This is a genomic window from Methylobacter sp. Wu8 (assembly GCF_036440755.1).
In the GTDB taxonomy this organism is placed as follows: Bacteria; Pseudomonadota; Gammaproteobacteria; order Methylococcales; family Methylomonadaceae; genus Methylobacter_A; species Methylobacter_A tundripaludum_A.
Genome location: NZ_JAZGVT010000061.1, coordinates 30,257 through 48,301, shown reverse-complemented (window position 1 = coordinate 48,301; position 18,045 = coordinate 30,257). Strand labels below are relative to the sequence as shown.

Here is an 18,045-nt window from a genome sequence, read left to right as displayed (position 1 = left end):
CCATGACACAAACGATAGAACAGCTGCTGGGCATTCAGCCTGCCGTGCCGAAACCGACGAAAACAGACATCAGTTTCAGTTTCCTGTTTTTTTCGGATGTGCGGAAAAATATTTCCGATGCGGAAAAATACGCGTTCATGCGGGACATAACGCTGTTTGCGGACAGGGAAGGCTTTGAGGCGGTTTATCTGCCTGAGCGGCACTTTCATGAATTCGGCTCCATTTACGCCAACTCCGCGATTATGGCGGCGCATTTAATACCCCAGACGACACGCATCCGCTTTAGAACCGCCGGTATTTCGCTGCCGTTGCATCACCCGGCTGAAGTGGTCGAATGGTGGGCGATGAACGATGTGCTGTCGCAAGGCCGTGTCGACCTGGGCTTCGGCTCCGGCTGGAACAAGCCCGATTTTATCCTGTCGCCGGAAAACTACGAGAACCGGCGGCAAATATGCAGCGAAGCCATTCCGATCGTGCAAAAGCTGTGGCGCGGCGAAACCGTGCCGTTTGCCGGGCCCGGCGGCGAACAGATACCGATTGCGGTCTATCCCCGTCCGCTGCAACCGGAACTGAAGGTCTGGCTGCTGGTTACGCAGAATGATGAGGGTTTTATTCACGCGGGCAGACAGGGCTATAACATTTTTACGATGCTGTACGGCAACAACCTGGATGCGATGCAAAAAAAGATTGCGTTGTACAGAAACGCCCGGCAGGAGGCGGGGCTTGACCCGGAGCAAGGGGTTATCACATTAATGCTGCATACCTTGATGCTGGGGGACAGGGCGCAGGTGCAACAGGCCGTGGAAGCGCCTTTTAAGGATTACATAAAAAGCTCGCTGGATGCGCACCTGAAAGCGGCCGTCGATCAAAACGGCGGTACCCCGCTTAACGAGGCGGAAAAAGGCAAGATGCTGGAATACGCCTACCAGCGTTACTTTAAAACCGGCGCAATTTTCGGCACCGTCGAAGACGGCCGGGATATTGTCGATCAGGCGATAGCGGCCGGCGTCGATGAAATCGCCTGTCTGGTCGATTTTGGTGTGGACTATTCGGTGGTCAGGGAGTCCCTGACCTATCTTAAACGGTTGACGTCTAACTACTGCTGAGGCGTTTCTTTGAGACGGCAACTACATCGTGTGTTTTACAGGGGGATAAATAATGAAATCAACAAACAGGGAAAAGCTGGAACGGCAGGGTTATTGTATTGTTCGGAGCCTATTTGATCAGTCCATGATCGAAAAAATCGGCCAATGGTGCGATAAGGCGCTGGAGCATGTTTCTGAAAACCATCGCTCCCAGTTCAAGTCCCAGGGTTGTCTGGTCGATATATCGGACTATCCCGATTTTTCCGAAATCATCGGCCACGAGGCGTTGGCGGCGCTTTTTGACGATCTGGATTTAGGCGGCCATGTGTTCAGCAGCGGTTCTATTATCAGCAAACCGCCCGCCAGTCCGCCCCTGTTCTGGCATCATGACTGGTGGGGCTGGGATGATCCGCTTTCCTATACTGACCGGATTCCCCAGGTCAACATGATGATTTATCTTTCCCCGACTTCGCCCGACAATGGCAGCCTTCGGGTTATACCCGGCAGTCATCATCAAAAGCACCCGATTCATGAAGTCCCGGCGGTATACGGTTCATCTATATCCAGAGTGGAGAACCCCGAGCACCCGCTTTATCAATCGTGGGAAGGGGAGGTGGCAATCGAGGTTCAACCGGGCGATGTTGTCGTCAAGGATACGCGTTTATTGCACAGCGCCTACGCCAATACGTCGAATGAAAACAGAACATTGTTAAGCCTCAACTTCAATCCTGATTTTTCCGACCTGCCTGCCGGCATGCAGGCCAGAATAAAAAGTATTTTCATGCGGGAGAGGGAATTCGATGGGTGCAGTGTCCCGAACGATCTGCTTATGGTTCAGTGGCCTGAACGGCAGAGGAAAAAAATAGAACATCTTTTCCCGGAATGTGCGGGAGATATTCGGCCGCTTAACTTCAACTTTAGTCCTGACCTGGATTTATTAAACGGAGCCGGGCATTCATAGAATAACTTGAGCCCGTTTTATTTTTAAACCATGAAGAGCATGAAGGGCACGGAGGATTTAAATCTTCATGTCCTTCATGCTCTTCATGGTAATTGCTATACATGTTCTTAGGCAGATTCGTAGCTTAAGAGTTATCCGTTTGGCGAGTTTACCGATGAAAAATAACCAAGAAGCAAAACAGCCGCGATTTAATCCCGATGAATTGCGGTCGAAGTACCGCGAAGAGCGGGATAAACGCCTGCGTCAGGAAGGTAACGATCAATATATAAAAATAGATGGCCGGTACGCCCGTTTTCAGGAAGATCCTTATACGCCGGTTCAGGCTCGCGAACCGCTGCATGATGAAGTGGAGGTATTGATTGTCGGCGGCGGCTTTAGCGGCTTGTTGGCGGCGGCCCGGCTGAAGGAGGCGGGCATTGAGGATGTCCGCATTGTCGAGCGCGGCGGCGATTTTGGCGGTACGTGGTACTGGAATCGTTATCCGGGCGCGCAATGCGATATTGAATCCTATATTTACCTGCCGTTACTTGAAGAAATCGGCTATATCCCCAAACAGAAATACAGCAATGCGCCGGAAATTTTTGCCCACTCCCGCGCCATTGCTGAACATTACCGGCTTTATGATAAGGCCTGTTTTCATACCTCAGTGGCCGAGCTGCGCTGGAACGAGGCCTTATTACGCTGGATCGTCTCGACTGACCGTGGGGATAGCATGAAAGCGCGCTTTATCTGTCTCGCTGACGGTCCGCTCAGCCAGCCTAAATTGCCCGGTATAGCGGGTATTGAGACTTTTCAAGGCAAGATGTTTCATACCAGCCGCTGGGACTATGGCTATACGGGCGGCGATGCCTGCGGCAAGCTGGACAAACTGCATGATAAACGGGTCGGCATCATCGGAACGGGGGCCACCAGCATTCAGTGTATTCCCTATCTTGCAGCATCCGCCGGGCAATTGTATGTTTTCCAGCGCACGCCTTCTTCGGTCCTCGTGCGCGATAATAAAGCCACCGACTCTGAATGGGCGACAACGTTGAGTCCGGGCTGGCAGCAGGCGCGCATGCAAAATTTTAACCGGGTTACCTCCGGCATCGGCCAGGACGAGGACCAGGTTAATGACGGTTTGACTAACATCATGCGTAACTTAAGCAAGCTCCCCGAACATCTTTATCGGGAACAGCCGGCTGCGGAAGACATGGAAAAACTGTCCGAAATGCTTGATTTTGAACAGATGGAACAGGTCAGGGCGCGTATCGACAGTATCGTAACCGACCCCGAAACAGCCGCCGCGCTTAAACCGTGGTACCGCTTATTTTGCAAACGCCCCTGTTTTAATGACGAGTATCTTCAGGTTTTTAACCGTCCGAATGTCAAGCTGGTGGATACCCAGGGCAAAGGCGTGGCGCAACTTACCGAAACAGCGGCCATTGTCGGCGATCAGAGTTATGATCTGGATTGCCTGGTTTTCGCCACGGGTTTTGAGGTGGGAACCGCTTATCCCAGACGATCAGGCTTTGAAGTCTATGGGCGGGACGGTTTGACGCTGACCGAAAAATGGGCAGACGGCATGCGCACGCTGCATGGCATTCAGACCCGTCATTTTCCAAATTGTTTTTTTCTGGGCATGACCCAAGGCGGGTATACCGCCAACTACACGCATATGCTCTATGAGCAAAGCGCCCATATCGCCTACATCCTCGGCGAGGTAAAAAAGCAAAACATGCAGGCCGTTGAAGTGAACCAAGAAGCGGAGGATCAATGGGTTGATGTCATCAACAGTTTTGCGGCCGCCGGTATGAAATATTATCAGGAATGCACCCCCGGTTATTACAATAACGAAGGCAAACCCGGCGAGGGTAAAACCGCCAAAATAGCCGGTTTTTATGGCGGCGGCTCGGAGGCGTTTTTCCAAATATTGGCAGATTGGCGGAAAAAGGGGGATATGGAAGGTGTTTGTTTAACCGGTGGGCAATCCTAGTTTTTTTCATCCGTATGCTGCAATGTGGCAGTGCTGCCCGCCATAATGCCGCCATCGAGCACCATTTCCGAGCCGGTTACATACCGGGACTCGTCGGAAGCCAGATATAAAACATTGTAGGCGACATCAAGCGGCGTTCCCATTTCGTTCAGCGGAATGCCTCTTTTGATAAAATTCAGCGTTTCCGCTCTTTGTTCCGGCGTGTCGCCCATGACACTATCCCAGATAGGCGTGTAGATCGCGCCTGGATGCAGCGAATTGCAGCGGATTTTATAGCCGTATTGGGCGCAATAAATCGCCACGCTTTTGGTTAAATTACGCACCGCGCCTTTGCTTGAGCAATAGGCCGCCGTTTGCGCCATCCCGACCATGCCGGAGCGTGACGACATATTGATAATGGAGCCACCCTGCGCTTTCATTAATTGAATACCGTATTTGCAGCCTAAAAATACGCCGTCCATGTTGACGGCATGTATCGTATGCCAGTCTTCGAGCGACATGTGCTCGACATCCTGCGGTCGCTGGCCGAATTCTTCCTCGAAGCCGGAAATCCCGGCATTGTTAAACAGGATGTCCAAACGCCCATGCTGTTGGCGGATGACGTCGCAAACCGCCTGCCAATCCGCTTCACGGGAAACATCCAGATGGTAATAGCAGGCTTGGCTACCGATACTCTCCGCCACAGCCTGTCCCAGATCGTCAAGAATATCGACGATAATGACGAAAGCGCCTTCACTGGCCAGCAGTCTGGCCGTTCCGGCGCCAATCCCGCGGCTTCCGCCGGTAATGAGCGCAATTTTGTCTTTTACTCTCGACATTTACTTAGAGTCCTGAAATTGAGTGTGCAGTTGTGTTATTGGCTGGAAAGAGGAAGAACAATAAAAATCGTCAGTTGTATCGGGTTATGCAGGCGTGGCGGCATGCTTGACCGGCTCGACCTCATCCAGCGCAAAATAGCCGTTATAGCCTTGCATGTAGATTGCGGCGCGGTGTCCGAACAGGATCACAGCCTGGGTTTTGGTTGTCAGTATTTCGTCGTAGCCTTTTGCGTTAACCTGTGTGCCGATGGGGTATGACCGGTTCCAGTCGATTGCCCGTTGTTGCGGCGTTTTTAAGTCTTGTTTTCTATCGGGCTGGGTAGTGGTTTGGTTGTCGGCGGATTTCGGCGCAGGGCTGGGTTGGCTGCTTTGCGCTACGGTATTCGGTTTGAACTGGCTTTTGATGCTTCTGATCAGTTTGCTCAGTACATCGCCGGGGCCAAGCTCAAGAAAGTCCATGTCGCCTTGTTGCAGCAGATAGTGCATGCTGTCCAGCCAGCGCACTGAGTGGGTCAATTGATCCGCCAGATTCCGGGCGATGTTGTCGGCTTGATAGGGCTGGGCGTGGATATTGGCAATGACCGGAATTTTCGGCGCAGCAAACGTGAAGTTGTTCAGGAATTGGCTGAATTCGTTCTGTACCGGTTGCATATAGCGGGAATGAAATGCGCCGCTGACATTCAGCGGGATAAACATGGCCTGTTCCTGTTCGAAATAGGTTTGCGCATTTTGAATATCCGCTTCCAGCCCGGATATGATGGTTTGGGTGGGGGCGTTATAGTTGGCGATGTCGATGGACGTGAGTCCGTTATCGGCTAGTATGTCGCTGATTTTGTCTGAGGTCAGGCCGATGATAGCCGCCATTGCGCCTTTAGGCGCTGTACTCATCAGTTCGCCGCGTTTTTTGACCAGTTTAAGGCCGTCTTCAAAGCGGATTACACCAGCGCTTTCCAGCGCGTTATATTCCCCCAGGCTGTGGCCTGCGACAAAGTCCGGGTGTTCCCCGGTGTCTTTTAGCTGCTGCCGGTAGGCGAGGGCGTTGACAACATAGAGTGCGGGCTGGGTGTATTGTGTCCGGCCCAGTTGCCGGTTCGGGTCTTGAAGGCAAAGCTCCTTGATGGAATAGCCCAGAATTGCATCCGCTGTTGCGGTCATGTCAGGGAATGTATCGAACAGGTTTTCGCCCATACCGATATGTTGCGAGCCTTGGCCGGGAAACAGGTAAGTTTTCATTTTTTTATGTGACCATTAATTGGGGTAACAAGCAGGTGCAGCGTTTAATCGAGTATAACAATTAATTCTGAATCTAACTATAGGTTGTCGCCGTGCCTGCGATTTGCGTACACTGTCGTTATTTCCGGTTTGCCAGGGATGAGTAGAGTCATCGTTGCGCCATTGGATGTCTGAAACAGGTGATAAATGACTGAGGATACTCGAGCTGAACAATTAAAGCCTATCGTCTGGATGTTTTCCGGGCAAGGCGCCCAGTATTTCCAGATGGGCAGCGCGCTTTATAACACGAACGAGGCGTTCAGGTTCTGGATGGACAGGCTGGATCAGGTTGCCGCCAATTATGTCGGGCAGTCGATCGTTGAAATGCTGTATGACGAAAAGCAGTCTCTAAGCCAGCCTTTTGAACAGATCTTGTATACGCACCCGGCGCTTTTTATGGTGCAGTACTCGCTGGCTCAAACGCTTCTGGCCGAGAATTTGCCGGCCCCGGATTATCTGTTCGGCGCGAGTCTGGGCGAGTTTGTGGCGGCTGCGTTGGCGGATGTCGCCGATGTCGAGGTCATGCTGTTTGATATTATCAAGCAGGCCCGGTTATTCGATTCGCATTGCAGCGGCGGCGCGATGCTGGCCGTTATCGATGATGTCGATACTTTTCAAACCAACCCTGCGTTTTCAGACGGTTGCGAACTGGCCGGGGTTAATTTTGACAGGTGTTTTGTCGTGTCCGGGTTCAGAAGCAAAATCCTGCAAATTGCAGGGCAACTCAGGCGGCAGGATATTCCTCATCAGCTTTTGCCGGTTTCCGTGGCTTTTCATTCATCGTTGGTAGAGGCGGCTAAGGATACCTTTAGCACGATGTTTGCGGGCAGCGTTTATCGTTCCGCCAAAATACCGGTTGTTTCCTGCGCTGCGTCAACGGGCGGAGATGAAGTGGAGGAAAGGTTTTCGCCGGCGTACTGGTGGCGTGTGATACGGCAACCGATTGAATTTAGGCAGGCGTTGGCTGAATTCCAGCGCAACAATCCGCAGGCGGTTTATCTGGATATAGGGCCGTCCGGGAATATGGCGACGTTTACAAAATACAACCTGCCGGCAAGCCTACATAACCGGGTTATGCCGATTATGACGCCGTTTGGTAATGACAATGAAAATATCAAGGCGATTCGGGGGAGATTGCCGATGCTGGCCTGATCCGGCGTCTATTGTTTATTCGCGTCCGCCTTGTCGGATTTATCCGCTTTATCCGCCGGCCCGGCAGTATAGTCGCTGCCCAGTATGATCGGCAGGCCGCTTTTTCCTGAACCGATGACAACGACTTTGGAGTTATTTGATTTTGCCAGCTCGACCGTTGCATTGATGCCTTGCCAAGTCAGGTATTTTTGGGATATGCCGTCGGTAATGGTGCTCTGGAAGTCGCGGATGCCTTCGGCTTCAATCTTTTTGCGCAGTTTTTCCTTTTCTTCGGCCAGCAGCCTGAATTCATAAGCTAACGCGACCTGTTTGGACTGTTCTTTCTGTTCAATCGAATTACGCACGGTTTCAGGAAGCGTGATATCGCGAATTAAAATTTCGTCAACGAAGATATAGTGGCCGGCTGATTCATTTGTGTTTGAGGTGCCGAGTCCGTTTTTGATGCTTTGTTGAATTTGCTCTTCGATCAATGTTCGCTTCACGGAGTAGAGTTCTTCCGGTTCATATTGACCGATAACGTTACGCACATGGCTGCCCATTTCCGGTATCAACAATATATTGATATAGTCCGGGCCGATATATCGGTGCAATTCGGGCAGATAGTTTTCTAAGGGGCGAAAACGAATGGATGCTTCAACCAGGACGCTAAGGCCGTTTTTGCTGATGGTGTTGAACACAACGGTTTCCCTTTGTTGTCGTGTGTCATAGATTGTCATTTTGTCCCACGGGAAGATCAGCGTCGTGCCTTCCCCGTAGCTGCGCTCCATTTCTGTGCCGCCGAAAAAACGGCGCCACAGAACGCCTTTATATCCTGAATCGATGCTGATCAGCATCATGGGCAGGGCGGACAGAAACAGCAGTGCGGCTAAGAGCAGCGCGATTGCTATTTCAAGACGATGAGTTTCAAGCCAGTTAGTTATTTTGTTAAACATGGTTTATTTTTTCCTGGAATGGGTTACTTCGGCGATCAAGCCTTCTTCCATATGGAAGTGCCGGTCGCAGCAGTCGAAGTATTTTTCATCGTGAGTAACGGCAATAATGGTTTTACCGTTAGCTTTTAGTTCGGGCAGGATTTCATGGTAAAAAATCTTGCGAAATTGGGGATCCTGGTCCGCGGCCCATTCGTCAAAAACCATCACCGGTCTGTCTTCGAGTATCGAAATGATCAGCGCCAGACGCTTTTTCTGTCCGGTGGACAGGTTAAGGGTGTCGAACTCGCCATTGATCAAGCCGGTTTTTTCTTTTAAGCCCATGCGCTTGAGCAAGTCATCGACGCGCTGTTGATCGATTTCATGAATGCCGTAGGTGCGTGAGAACAGGTGGTAATCGGCAAGAATCGCGGTAAACATGTTGCGGTAGGCGAAGATGTTGGCTGCCGAAATCAGCGTATCGTTAAGGCGTATTTGTCCGTCGCAGGGTTGATACAGTCCGAGCAAAAGTTTGATCAGCGTGGATTTGCCGGAGCCGTTGCCGCCGGTAAGGAACAGGATTTCATTATGCCGGACGTGTAAATCGATCGGACCGGTTGAAAAATTGACAGCGTCGAACTCGTCGCGATATTGATGACGGATTTTTTGTAGCGACAGCTTTTCAAATGCAGGGAACAGGACGCAGTCTTTTTTTAACAGCTCCTGATGCTTGTCCAGTAATGCTTCCGTCTTGAAAATCAGCGATAAGGACTTTTCTGCATTGGTAAAAGTCGGCATCCAGGCGAAAACATTGCTTACCGGCCCCATTAAAAACAGTCCGGCGGTAACGATCTTAATAACCGTGTCAGGGTAGGCGGCAATGCTCAGTTGGGGAACCAGGAAAACCAGTACCGCCATTAAAAAATAAAACGAACTCTGTATAGCGATAAAGTTGATCGCCATATCCAGATTGGCGCGAATCCGGTTGTCCTTGGCCCGTCCTGCCAGGATGCCGGCGGAACGGAGCAAGTCCTGTTCGCGGTCGTGGTTCAGCTTTATTTCCTTAAAACCTTCGAGTAAGTCGGATAGCGAATAGTAGACGTTTTGCTCGCTTGCAATCGCAATATCAAGAACTTTATTGGTTTTCTGGCTTCTTTTGTAAGACATCCAGGCGGCGATCAGAATAAATACTAAAGTCAGGCAAAATGCCGCCAGTGAGAGATAGGCCAGATACAGCGTGGTAAATGTGATGATGACCAGGCTTTGTAGCGAGACAATAATCGGCAATGAAGACAGCGACAGGGTATAGGTGTGCTGGTTAATGGCGGTATACAGTTCCGCCTGGCCTATTTTTTCAAGGTTTTCAAAATTACAGCCGGAGATTTTATTAAAGATCCGAATGCGGATAGCCTCTATCAGGCTTTCGCCAAGCTCTGTTCCCGTCCGCCACACATACTTTTGGGAGAGTATGTAAATGAGCAGGCAAACCGCAAAAAAAGCCACGCCTATCAGTCTGAATTCACTGTTCGATGCGTGTTCTGCAGAGGTGTTGAGGATTGCCAGAAGTAAAACGTTGCTTAGTCCGGCCAGGATTGAATAAAACGCGATTTTCCCCTTTGGGGCATCGGTTTCATTCAGAAAAGTATGAACTAGATTCACTGGGTTGAAGTTTGTATTTTGCTGTCCGGTAAAGATTTATTTCGATTGCGAATGTTCGGCCTTAAAAGTCGAAAGCAAAATAAGCAGAATAATCCCGACGACCGGGGACAGGAAGAAAGAAAGCAGAAACAGGCCGTTAAAACCTAACGGCTGTTTCCTTCCGGCCAGGCCGATAACCATGCATAAAAGCAGGTACATTAAAAAATAAAAAAATGGCATCTTTGGGTCTCGTTATTAAACGACAACGCTCCTGAAAGGTTTTGAATGCAACTAGGATTTATGTCGCCGCTGGATCGGCTTTTTTCTTGCCTTCGTCAAAAGCAGCTTTGAAATCATCTATTTTAGCTTTGGGGTCAAAATTAGACAGGTCGCCGCCATTTTTCAGGTGATTGACCATGACTTTGCCAACGGCATAGGCGGATGCTGCTGCAAGCATGGGCATGCTCAACGACGCCAGCACAGAACCAATGCCCGGTACTACTTTGAACAGTGTGACGGCAGTTGCTCCGACCAGCAGTTGAGGCGAAAGGCTGCCGATCAGAATGGTGAGAATTGAGCGGGTTTTCGATTCGGAAAAAGGTTTCTCGTAGATATCCAACAACTCATTGACCATTTTTATTTCAATGGCTGCAATGGCCGCCACGTCCCAGAAAGGGAATGGAATAGCCCCGGATCCTGCCGCCCAGCCGGTGTATTTGCTGATAACAAGATTGGCGGCCTTCTCGCGGGAAGTTTCGGTGTCTTCAGATTGAGCTGCGTTTGATACGGCTGGTTGTTTAGTTGTCACGATAGTGTCTCCTTGTTTGTTATTGTTTCGCAGAGACTAGCATAATGATTGTGCGGCATCAAGGTTGTTTTTGGTGTAGTCGAATTTATTGTTTTAAAATTTTTTCCCGATTGACCTGCAATCAAAAACCAGATAAATGTAGCGCCATGATTACAGTTGAAAAATTAGGTTCCGAGCAATTTAAACAGGATTACGGTCTGCGTAATGCCTATGTGGCCGGTGCAATGGCCAAAGCTATTGCTTCCAAAGAGCTGGTGATTCGAATGGGCCAGGCCGGTTATCTCGGTTTTTACGGTACCGGCGGCATGTCGTTGCAAGTGGTTGAAGCGGCAATTGCGCATATCCAGCAGGTTTTGTGCCACGGAGAAGCCTACGGAATGAATTTGTTATCCGACCTGTCCCGGCCGAAACAGGAAATGGATACGGTGGATCTGTTTCTGCGTTACGGCGTACATAATATCGAAGCATCCGCCTATATGCAGATTACGCCGGCGCTGGTCAAGTATAGGTTGAAGGGGGTAAGTACTGACGCTCAGGGATGTTTGATTGTCCCGAACAGGGTGATCGCCAAAGTTTCACGGCCCGAGGTGGCGCAGCTTTTTCTGGCTCCGGCGCCGGAACAGATCGTCAGTCGTCTGCTCGAAGAAGGCCGGATTTCGGAACAGGAGGCGGCCTTATCCGGGCGGTTGCCGGTCGCTTCGGATGTCTGCGTGGAATCGGATTCCGGTGGACATACCGATATGGGCGTTGCCTCGGTTCTACTGCCGACCATTATCCGTTTGCGGGACGGTCTGCAACAACAATATCAGTACCGGAAACCGGTCAGGGTAGGTGCTGCCGGAGGCATCGGTACCCCTGAGTCGGCCGCATGCGCGTTTATGTTGGGCGCTGATTTTATTGTCACCGGCTCGATTAACCAGTGCACCGTGGAGGCAGGAACCAGCGATAGGGTCAAGGACATGCTTCAAGGGATAAACATTCAGGATACCGCTTATGCCCCGGCCGGAGACATGTTTGAATTGGGCGCAAAGATTCAGGTGATGAAGAAAGGCGTTTTTTTTCCTGCCAGGGCCAATAAGCTTTACGATCTTTGGCGAAATTACGGTTCGCTGGATCTTATCGACGCCCCGGTCCGTAAGGAAATACAGGATAAATACTTTAGGCGCAGTTTTGACGAGGTGTATCAGGAAACAAAAGGCTATTACCAGCAGCAGTTTCCCGAAGAAATTGAAAAAGCGGAACGCAGCCCAAAGGTTATGATGGCGTTGATTTTTCGCTGGTACTTTGTCCACACCATGCGCCTTGCCCTGGAAGGCGGCAGCGAACAGCGTGTGGATTATCAGGTGCATACCGGCCCGGCTCTGGGCGCATTTAACCAATGGGTTCAGGGTACATCGCTTGAGGATTGGCGGAATCGTCATGTCGATGCCATTGGCGAACACCTGATGCAGGCGTCTGCCGACTATATGAACCGGCGGTTACAGATATTTTTGTAGCGTTTATCCCATTATGCTGTGCCATGCCTGCGGAATTTTCAGACATGGGTCGCCGGTGTTTAAGCCCTGAGTTTTAGCTTTTCCTGTTGTGGAATTTTGCTTAAATCCACGCTGTCTTGATAAAGCTGAATGCTGCCGGTTTGCGTGTCGATCAGATACTTGTTGAATTGGCTGCCGTGCAAGGTCTTTTTTAATTGAATTTTGGCGTCGTAGATCGGGAGCAACCGGATCATATAGATTTCCCGGTTATAGTCGGGGTTACGCCAACTCTCGGCCGCATGGAATGTTTTGTTGTTAAATAAAACAACTTGGCCTGCTTGCCAGTCATTTTTTATAAACTTGTCGGCATAATAATCTCTGACAAAGTTTGTACTGATTTTGTAATTCTCCATTAATGCCTTATAGGGTGCGCCGTTGATAAAATTCTTCATTGCCGCGGCGTCGATTTTATCGCTGTCGATATAGCCGTTTTCATCAAGATAGGCCGGGATATTTAAAAATGCATCCTCGAATAACCTCAATAGCACATTTCCCGGAACTTTTAATTTGCATTTGGACTCCGGCAGAATGGCTAAGCGACCGCCGTTATCTTCGTTAACGTCAATAAGCGGGATGTATACCGTTATATCGTTCTCGGTTTCATAAAAGTGATGAAAATTCGGTATGTCGGAATGGATGTCTATGAATGACCGATGATTATGGTCGTTACCCAGGTAAATATCGTAGGACGCGACAATAAACCGGGTCTTAAAAAAACGTTGGCAATTCTGCTGCAATAAATGCGAACACACCTTTTCAATAAAGGTTTGCTCAAGATGAATGGCTTTGTTGTAGGACTTACTGTACAGCTTTGTGACCATCTTGTTGGCCAGTCCGGGGAGCAGGGAGAACAAAGAACCGGTTATTTTTCCTTCAAGATAAGCCTGATGTTCGTTTTTAGTGAAATACTGAGGATAGTCGTTGCGGACTTCAGCGACATTTTTATAATGATTTTTCATGTCCTCAAGCAGCCCGTCGGGCAGGGAAACACCGGTGTCAATGAAACCGTTGGTAAAGTATTCATTAAAATATTGCGTATTCAGAATGCTTTGCATATTTATCTCCTTGTTTATCGTGGCGTCATGCCGGTATTATGCATCAACGCTTTTATATATGGCTAGGGTTTCGGTTTATGTCGTTCAGCGCAGCTTGACTTTGTTCGGTGTAGTTGTGAGTATGTCAGCGTTTTACCGAATATCAAATAAAATTAATACGGCTTATTAAAAATAAATCAGCCGTTGTTTTCCAACCAGGCTTTTAATAATGACCGCAAATCAAACCGACCTGAAAGAACTGCTAAAAAAACGATTATTCGACAGTATTTCCGCACAGATCGATTTGATAGGTTATGTGCCGGATGATATAACCAAGCTGATTAAAGATTTCACATTTGAAACGAAAAATGCTGATCGGGCATCAAATGATGTGGGACTTGAGGCCGGATTATTTGAAAATGGAGCAATCGTTGCTAGCAATCAGCCCGATAAGGAAAAACTTGCCGAACTGGTTAATGGTCATTATGACCAAGTGTTTTATGATTGCGACGGGATGATGGGGCGTCTTTATCAAGATACCCAATATCGAAACATAGGATACTGGGACGAGGCCACTCTTTCCCAGGACCAAGCATCTGAAAGATTACAGGATGCTTTGCTCGATTTTATACCTGAAAAATCAGGGCGAATACTCGACGTGGCTTGCGGGATGGGGGCTTCAACGCGCCGTTTGCTGAATCATTACCCGGCTGAGAATATTTGGGCGATCAATATATCGGAAAAACAGATTGAATCAACCCGAAGCAATGCACCCGGTTGCAATGCTCAGGTTATGAATGCCGTTGACATGGGATTTGATAATGATTTTTTTGACAGTATTTTGTGTATTGAGGCTGCAATGCACTTCGAAACCCGGCAGAAATTTCTTGAAGAGTCTTTTCGCGTGTTAAAATCAGGCGGTTATCTGGTTTTGTCGGATATTCTTTTGACCTCTAGAGCAAGATTGGCACAGCTCCCTATGTACCATGGTCCTGAGAATCACATTGAAACTGTCGAAAAATATTATGAGTTACTTTCGGATGCCGGATTTAGCTCTATCGTTATTATTGATAAGAGCAAAGATGTCTGGGGGACTCATTTTTTGCGGGCAGTTAACAGGATTCATGAAAAATTTTATTCAGGTGACATTGGTATTATCGAGTTAACTGAAACATTGTGGAATTATTACAACGCAAACGCTGTAATGGGTGCTTGTTTGTTTATTAGTGCGCAAAAATAATTTAGATTATTTCATTGTTTTGTAATATTCGATAGCGGGCGATTTTAACTATATTTTGAATAGAGAAATAGGCTTAATTCACTAGCATTACTGAGTGTTGTGCTGGAAACAATAATTTTTTGGTTTTGACAATCTGTTTTATAAGTAATTAACAAAGGATGAACGATGACTGATCAGTATGACTTGAAAGAGCTGCTAAAAAAACGATTATTCGACAGTATTTCCGCGCAGATCGATTTGATCGGCTATGTGCCGGATGATATAGCCAAGCTGGTCAAGAATTTTACATTTGAGACGGAAGTCGTCGGTCAGTCGCCTGATGATGTCGAGTTTGCACGCAGCAAGGATGCCGATCCGAGTTTAGCCGAAAGCAGTTGCGACAAGGACAGCCTGGCGAGTCAGATTAATAATTATTATGACCAGGCGTTTTACAGCCGCGACGGCATCATGGGTATTTTGCTTGGCGGAACCGAGTATAGGAATATCGGTTACTGGGATGAAACGACGACCACGCAGAACAGCGCGTCCGAGCGGCTGCAAGACGCCTTGCTTGATTTTATACCGGAAAAATCAGGGCGCATACTGGATGTGGCTTGCGGTATGGGGGCGTCAACGCGTCGTTTGTTGAATCATTATCCGGCCGAGAATGTCTGGGCGATCAATATATCGGAAAAACAGCTGGAATCAGTTCGAAAGAATGCGCCGGGATGCAATGCCCAGGTTATGAATGCAGTTGACATGAAGTTTGACGATAATTTTTTCGACAATATTCTGTGCATCGAAGCGGCATTTCATTTTGAAACCCGAAGGAAATTTCTTGAAGATGCGTATCGGATTCTCAAGCCCGGAGGGCGCCTGGTTTTATCCGATACGCTGTTCACATCCAGGGAAAGACTGGTGCAGCACGCTGTGTTTCCAAGTCCTGAAAATCATATAGAAACGGTAGAGGAATACCGGGAGCTGTTATCCGAGGTGGGTTTTAGCAACATTATCATCAATGATGTCAGCAGAGAGGTCTGGGGAGCGCATTTCCTGCATACCGTAAACAAGATTCACGAGGAGTTTTATAACGGCAATCTGAATATTGTCCAGCTGACTGAAATCCTGTGGACTTATTATCACTTGAACTCAATCACCGGGCTGTGCCTTTTTGTCAGCGCACAAAAATGATGATTGAGCTTCATTGTTCCCGGTAATCAGCCTGCTTTCATAATTCCAATTTGGCCTCGGCAGGAATTTGGCTGAGGTCAATCTGATGATCGTAGCGGTGGATTTCTCCCTTTTCGGTATCCAGCAGGAAGTTGTTGAACAGATTGCCGTGAAGGTTTCTTTTTAATTTGATATTGACGTCGTATATCGGGAACATCCTAATGACATAGACTTCCCGGTCTATCTGCTCGTTCTTCCAGCGTTCGGCGGCATGGAAATTTTTGTTGTTCCACAGCAGCACCTTGCCTTTGGTTTCGGTAGTCATTAGAAAGTCGTCGGCGTAGTGGCTTTTAGCCAGACCGATAACGCTTTTATACAGATTCATCAGATCCTGATGCGGCTTGCTCCTGACAAAAGCGGCAGTGGCTGCGGGGCTGATTTTGTCAGGGTCTACATAGCCGTCTTCGTCCAGGTTGCTGCTGTCTACTGAAAAATACTGGTATAGGAATTTCAGCAATATGTTGCCGGGAACTTTTAATTTGCTTTCCGGCAGCACCTGAATCCGGCCGCCGTTTTCATCATCGAGATCGACCAGGGGTATGTATATGGTAATGTCATTTTCGGTTTCATAAAAATGATGGAAGTTGGGAAAGTCGGTATGTATGCCGGCTGCTGAACGCAGATAGTCGTTACGCAGGTACATATCGTAAGAAGCGACTATGTAACGGGTTTTAAAGAATCGCTGAAAGTCGTTTTCCAACAGGTATTTTAAAACTTTTTCTATATAAGCCTGCTCACCGTAGACGGCTTTTCTATAGGTCTTGTCATAAAGTTTTTTCACCATTTTTTTGGCGATATTGGGGAAGGTATTAAAAAAAAGGCCTAATGCCCGGCCTTCCATATAGACCTGATGCTCGTTATTAACGAAAAATTTCGGAAAGTCGTTATGGCCTTCCGCTTTTGTTAGATAGTGTTGCTTGATTTCATCCACCAGTTCATCGGGTAACGATAAGTTTGTTTCCACGAATCCGCTGGAACAGTATTCGTTAAAATAATTTTCTTTCAGAATATTGTGCATTGCCACGATCTCCCAATAAATACCATTTTTCGGTTAAGTTTTTTTTGCATTATAGGCATCAGACAGATTGAAATCCATTTTTCATTATTTTAATGCGCTGTCAGTATTAAACTATTTTGGAATCCTTGAATGGTTGACGAAAATAACACAAAACTATTCCCTGAAAAGGCTTCGCCAAATACCCCGGTTTGGCATGCTGGTTGATAAAATCTTGGTAATGCAGCGCGCCCGATTGATAGGGCGGATCGCCGCCTATAAAATTGGATAGTTTTCATTGGCTATTAGCGGCAGTCGGCAGTCGATATAAAAGTAGTCTTTAGCAATAAGGGCCTTTATAATCGGGCAAAGCCGGTTTTATATGCAGTTTTTGATATGACGTTGTGATTTGATCTGTCCAGATTAAACGAAAGAAAATGCAAAGCTGAATACGTGCGCATGCCGGCTTGATAATTTATGCCAAATAACAGATTAGGAGATGTTCACAATGCTAGGTTCAGAGTCGGAACAAGTCGCCACCCTGTATGATTCACCGGAAGGTCAATTGGGACCGATATTGTTTGGTGGGCATTTGCACTGGGGCTATTGGGATGAAAACAACGCCGATGACAATTTTGCCGCCGCTGCGGACAAGCTGGCGCAGATCATGATCGACAAGACGCAAATACGGGAAGGGCAACGGTTTATCGATCTTGGTTGCGGGGTAGGGCAACCGGCGATGAAATTAGCCAAGGCCAAAGGCTGTTCGGTAGACGGCATCACCATCAGCAAGTTCCAACAACAGAGCGCAACGTCCAGAGCCCAGGCCGAAGGCATGCAGGACAAACTCCGGTTTATTCACGGCAGCGCTCTGGACATACCCAACGAAGATCAGGCCTATGACGGAGGCTGGTTTTTTGAGTCTATTTTTCACATGGGGCACCGGGACGCCCTGCTTGAAGCCAACCGGGTGTTGCAGCCCGGCGCGACGTTGGTGTTGACTGATCTGCCGACCCTGCCGACCACGACTGAAGAATTCAAAGCCTTTGTTCAGCAACATATCCACTCCAGCTTTATTGCTAAAGAAGACTATCCCGCCTTGATGGCGGAAACAGGATTCGAGTTGGTAGGGATCGATGATATTACGGAAAACGTGATGCCCTGGCTGGTTCCCAAACTCAAGGAAACCCTTGCCGAGCATAAGCAGGAAATTACAGAGCTGTTTAACGACGCTGCCGACAAAGCAATCGATGACTGGGTTTACCTGTTTGAATATATGAGTGAAAACCTGGGGTACATGGTGGTTACTGCAAGGAAGTTATAGTAAATGCTGAATAAATCCATCCCGGATTTTTCAGTGGCGGTGCGTCCTTGCACTGCGGGAATGGCTGGTTCAAGCAGTCGTTTCTTATAACC

Annotated in this window: 16 protein-coding genes; 8 read left to right on the top strand and 8 right to left on the bottom strand. The window is 48.4% G+C overall.

Annotated elements, in window-relative coordinates:
- The first annotated feature begins 2 nt into the window (after positions 1-2).
- The 3 genes from V3O24_RS09290 (at position 3) to V3O24_RS09280 (ending at position 4,021) form a co-directional block, all read left to right on the top strand.
- Complete coding sequence (locus tag V3O24_RS09290) at positions 3-1,106, top strand: MupA/Atu3671 family FMN-dependent luciferase-like monooxygenase (protein WP_331307043.1); 1,104 nt, start codon at positions 3-5, stop codon at positions 1,104-1,106.
- Between the two features lie 52 nt (positions 1,107-1,158).
- On the top strand, positions 1,159-2,046 hold the full coding sequence (locus V3O24_RS09285) for a phytanoyl-CoA dioxygenase family protein (protein ID WP_331307042.1): 888 nt from the start codon (positions 1,159-1,161) through the stop codon (positions 2,044-2,046).
- 154 nt (positions 2,047-2,200) lie between these two features.
- Positions 2,201-4,021 (top strand): NAD(P)/FAD-dependent oxidoreductase, encoded by a 1,821-nt coding sequence (locus V3O24_RS09280; RefSeq protein ID WP_331307041.1) that lies wholly within the window; start codon positions 2,201-2,203, stop codon positions 4,019-4,021.
- Here V3O24_RS09280 and V3O24_RS09275 read toward each other — a convergent pair.
- Both V3O24_RS09275 and fabD read right to left on the bottom strand, forming a co-directional pair.
- Complete coding sequence (locus V3O24_RS09275) at positions 4,018-4,839, bottom strand: SDR family oxidoreductase (RefSeq protein WP_104425064.1); 822 nt, start codon at positions 4,837-4,839, stop codon at positions 4,018-4,020. The two genes, V3O24_RS09280 and V3O24_RS09275, sit on opposite strands and share 4 nt — an antisense overlap.
- Before the next feature lie 84 nt (positions 4,840-4,923).
- Complete coding sequence (fabD, locus tag V3O24_RS09270; protein WP_331307040.1) at positions 4,924-6,072, bottom strand: ACP S-malonyltransferase; 1,149 nt, start codon at positions 6,070-6,072, stop codon at positions 4,924-4,926.
- A 186-nt stretch (positions 6,073-6,258) separates the two neighbouring features.
- Here fabD and V3O24_RS09265 point away from each other — a divergent pair, with 186 nt between their 5' ends.
- The gene (locus tag V3O24_RS09265; protein ID WP_331307039.1) at positions 6,259-7,263 is read left to right on the top strand and encodes an acyltransferase domain-containing protein; all 1,005 of its coding nucleotides are present in this window, start codon (positions 6,259-6,261) and stop codon (positions 7,261-7,263) included.
- Between the two features lie 8 nt (positions 7,264-7,271).
- Here the strand turns inward: V3O24_RS09265 and V3O24_RS09260 are convergent, their stop codons facing one another.
- The 4 genes from V3O24_RS09260 to V3O24_RS09245 are packed head-to-tail and all read right to left on the bottom strand — an operon-like array spanning position 7,272 to position 10,617.
- Positions 7,272-8,195 carry a prohibitin family protein gene (locus V3O24_RS09260; RefSeq protein ID WP_331307038.1) on the bottom strand — a complete coding sequence of 308 codons (924 nt, stop codon included), beginning with the start codon at positions 8,193-8,195 and terminating at the stop codon, positions 7,272-7,274.
- A 3-nt stretch (positions 8,196-8,198) separates the two neighbouring features.
- Positions 8,199-9,830 carry a cyclic peptide export ABC transporter gene (locus tag V3O24_RS09255; protein WP_331307037.1) on the bottom strand — a complete coding sequence of 544 codons (1,632 nt, stop codon included), beginning with the start codon at positions 9,828-9,830 and terminating at the stop codon, positions 8,199-8,201.
- Positions 9,831-9,866: 36 nt separating this feature from the next.
- Positions 9,867-10,049 (bottom strand): hypothetical protein, encoded by a 183-nt coding sequence (locus V3O24_RS09250; protein ID WP_104425069.1) that lies wholly within the window; start codon positions 10,047-10,049, stop codon positions 9,867-9,869.
- A gap of 58 nt (positions 10,050-10,107) precedes the next feature.
- Positions 10,108-10,617: a DUF697 domain-containing protein gene (locus tag V3O24_RS09245; RefSeq protein ID WP_331307036.1), complete on the bottom strand. Its 510-nt coding sequence runs from the start codon at positions 10,615-10,617 to the stop codon at positions 10,108-10,110.
- Positions 10,618-10,763: 146 nt separating this feature from the next.
- On the opposite strand from V3O24_RS09245, the gene V3O24_RS09240 reads away from it, so the two are divergent.
- A complete protein-coding gene (locus tag V3O24_RS09240; protein ID WP_331307035.1) occupies positions 10,764-12,113 on the top strand; it encodes a PfaD family polyunsaturated fatty acid/polyketide biosynthesis protein in 1,350 nt (449 codons plus the stop codon).
- A gap of 59 nt (positions 12,114-12,172) precedes the next feature.
- On the opposite strand, the gene V3O24_RS09235 is transcribed toward V3O24_RS09240, so the two are convergent.
- Positions 12,173-13,207 carry a phytanoyl-CoA dioxygenase family protein gene (locus tag V3O24_RS09235; RefSeq protein WP_331307034.1) on the bottom strand — a complete coding sequence of 345 codons (1,035 nt, stop codon included), beginning with the start codon at positions 13,205-13,207 and terminating at the stop codon, positions 12,173-12,175.
- A 208-nt stretch (positions 13,208-13,415) separates the two neighbouring features.
- Here V3O24_RS09235 and V3O24_RS09230 point away from each other — a divergent pair, with 208 nt between their 5' ends.
- Together V3O24_RS09230 and V3O24_RS09225 are read left to right on the top strand one after the other, a co-directional pair.
- Complete coding sequence (locus V3O24_RS09230; protein WP_331307033.1) at positions 13,416-14,426, top strand: methyltransferase domain-containing protein; 1,011 nt, start codon at positions 13,416-13,418, stop codon at positions 14,424-14,426.
- Positions 14,427-14,591: 165 nt separating this feature from the next.
- A complete protein-coding gene (locus V3O24_RS09225) occupies positions 14,592-15,596 on the top strand; it encodes a methyltransferase domain-containing protein (protein WP_331307032.1) in 1,005 nt (334 codons plus the stop codon).
- A 37-nt stretch (positions 15,597-15,633) separates the two neighbouring features.
- Here V3O24_RS09225 and V3O24_RS09220 read toward each other — a convergent pair whose 3' ends face one another.
- Positions 15,634-16,653 carry a hypothetical protein gene (locus V3O24_RS09220; RefSeq protein WP_331307031.1) on the bottom strand — a complete coding sequence of 340 codons (1,020 nt, stop codon included), beginning with the start codon at positions 16,651-16,653 and terminating at the stop codon, positions 15,634-15,636.
- 484 nt (positions 16,654-17,137) lie between these two features.
- Here V3O24_RS09220 and V3O24_RS09215 point away from each other — a divergent pair, with 484 nt between their 5' ends.
- Positions 17,138-17,953 (top strand): methyltransferase domain-containing protein, encoded by an 816-nt coding sequence (locus tag V3O24_RS09215; RefSeq protein ID WP_331307030.1) that lies wholly within the window; start codon positions 17,138-17,140, stop codon positions 17,951-17,953.
- The last annotated feature ends 92 nt before the right edge of the window (positions 17,954-18,045 follow it).

Coding starts and splice junctions, on each gene's coding strand:
- V3O24_RS09290 (WP_331307043.1), top strand. CDS start 3: ATGACACAAACGATAGAACAGCTGCTGGGCATTCAGCCTGCCGTGCCG.
- V3O24_RS09285 (WP_331307042.1), top strand. CDS start 1,159: ATGAAATCAACAAACAGGGAAAAGCTGGAACGGCAGGGTTATTGTATT.
- V3O24_RS09280 (WP_331307041.1), top strand. CDS start 2,201: ATGAAAAATAACCAAGAAGCAAAACAGCCGCGATTTAATCCCGATGAA.
- V3O24_RS09275 (WP_104425064.1), bottom strand. CDS start 4,839: ATGTCGAGAGTAAAAGACAAAATTGCGCTCATTACCGGCGGAAGCCGC.
- fabD (WP_331307040.1), bottom strand. CDS start 6,072: ATGAAAACTTACCTGTTTCCCGGCCAAGGCTCGCAACATATCGGTATG.
- V3O24_RS09265 (WP_331307039.1), top strand. CDS start 6,259: ATGACTGAGGATACTCGAGCTGAACAATTAAAGCCTATCGTCTGGATG.
- V3O24_RS09260 (WP_331307038.1), bottom strand. CDS start 8,195: ATGTTTAACAAAATAACTAACTGGCTTGAAACTCATCGTCTTGAAATA.
- V3O24_RS09250 (WP_104425069.1), bottom strand. CDS start 10,049: ATGCCATTTTTTTATTTTTTAATGTACCTGCTTTTATGCATGGTTATC.
- V3O24_RS09240 (WP_331307035.1), top strand. CDS start 10,764: ATGATTACAGTTGAAAAATTAGGTTCCGAGCAATTTAAACAGGATTAC.
- V3O24_RS09235 (WP_331307034.1), bottom strand. CDS start 13,207: ATGCAAAGCATTCTGAATACGCAATATTTTAATGAATACTTTACCAAC.
- V3O24_RS09230 (WP_331307033.1), top strand. CDS start 13,416: ATGACCGCAAATCAAACCGACCTGAAAGAACTGCTAAAAAAACGATTA.
- V3O24_RS09225 (WP_331307032.1), top strand. CDS start 14,592: ATGACTGATCAGTATGACTTGAAAGAGCTGCTAAAAAAACGATTATTC.
- V3O24_RS09220 (WP_331307031.1), bottom strand. CDS start 16,653: ATGCACAATATTCTGAAAGAAAATTATTTTAACGAATACTGTTCCAGC.
- V3O24_RS09215 (WP_331307030.1), top strand. CDS start 17,138: ATGCTAGGTTCAGAGTCGGAACAAGTCGCCACCCTGTATGATTCACCG.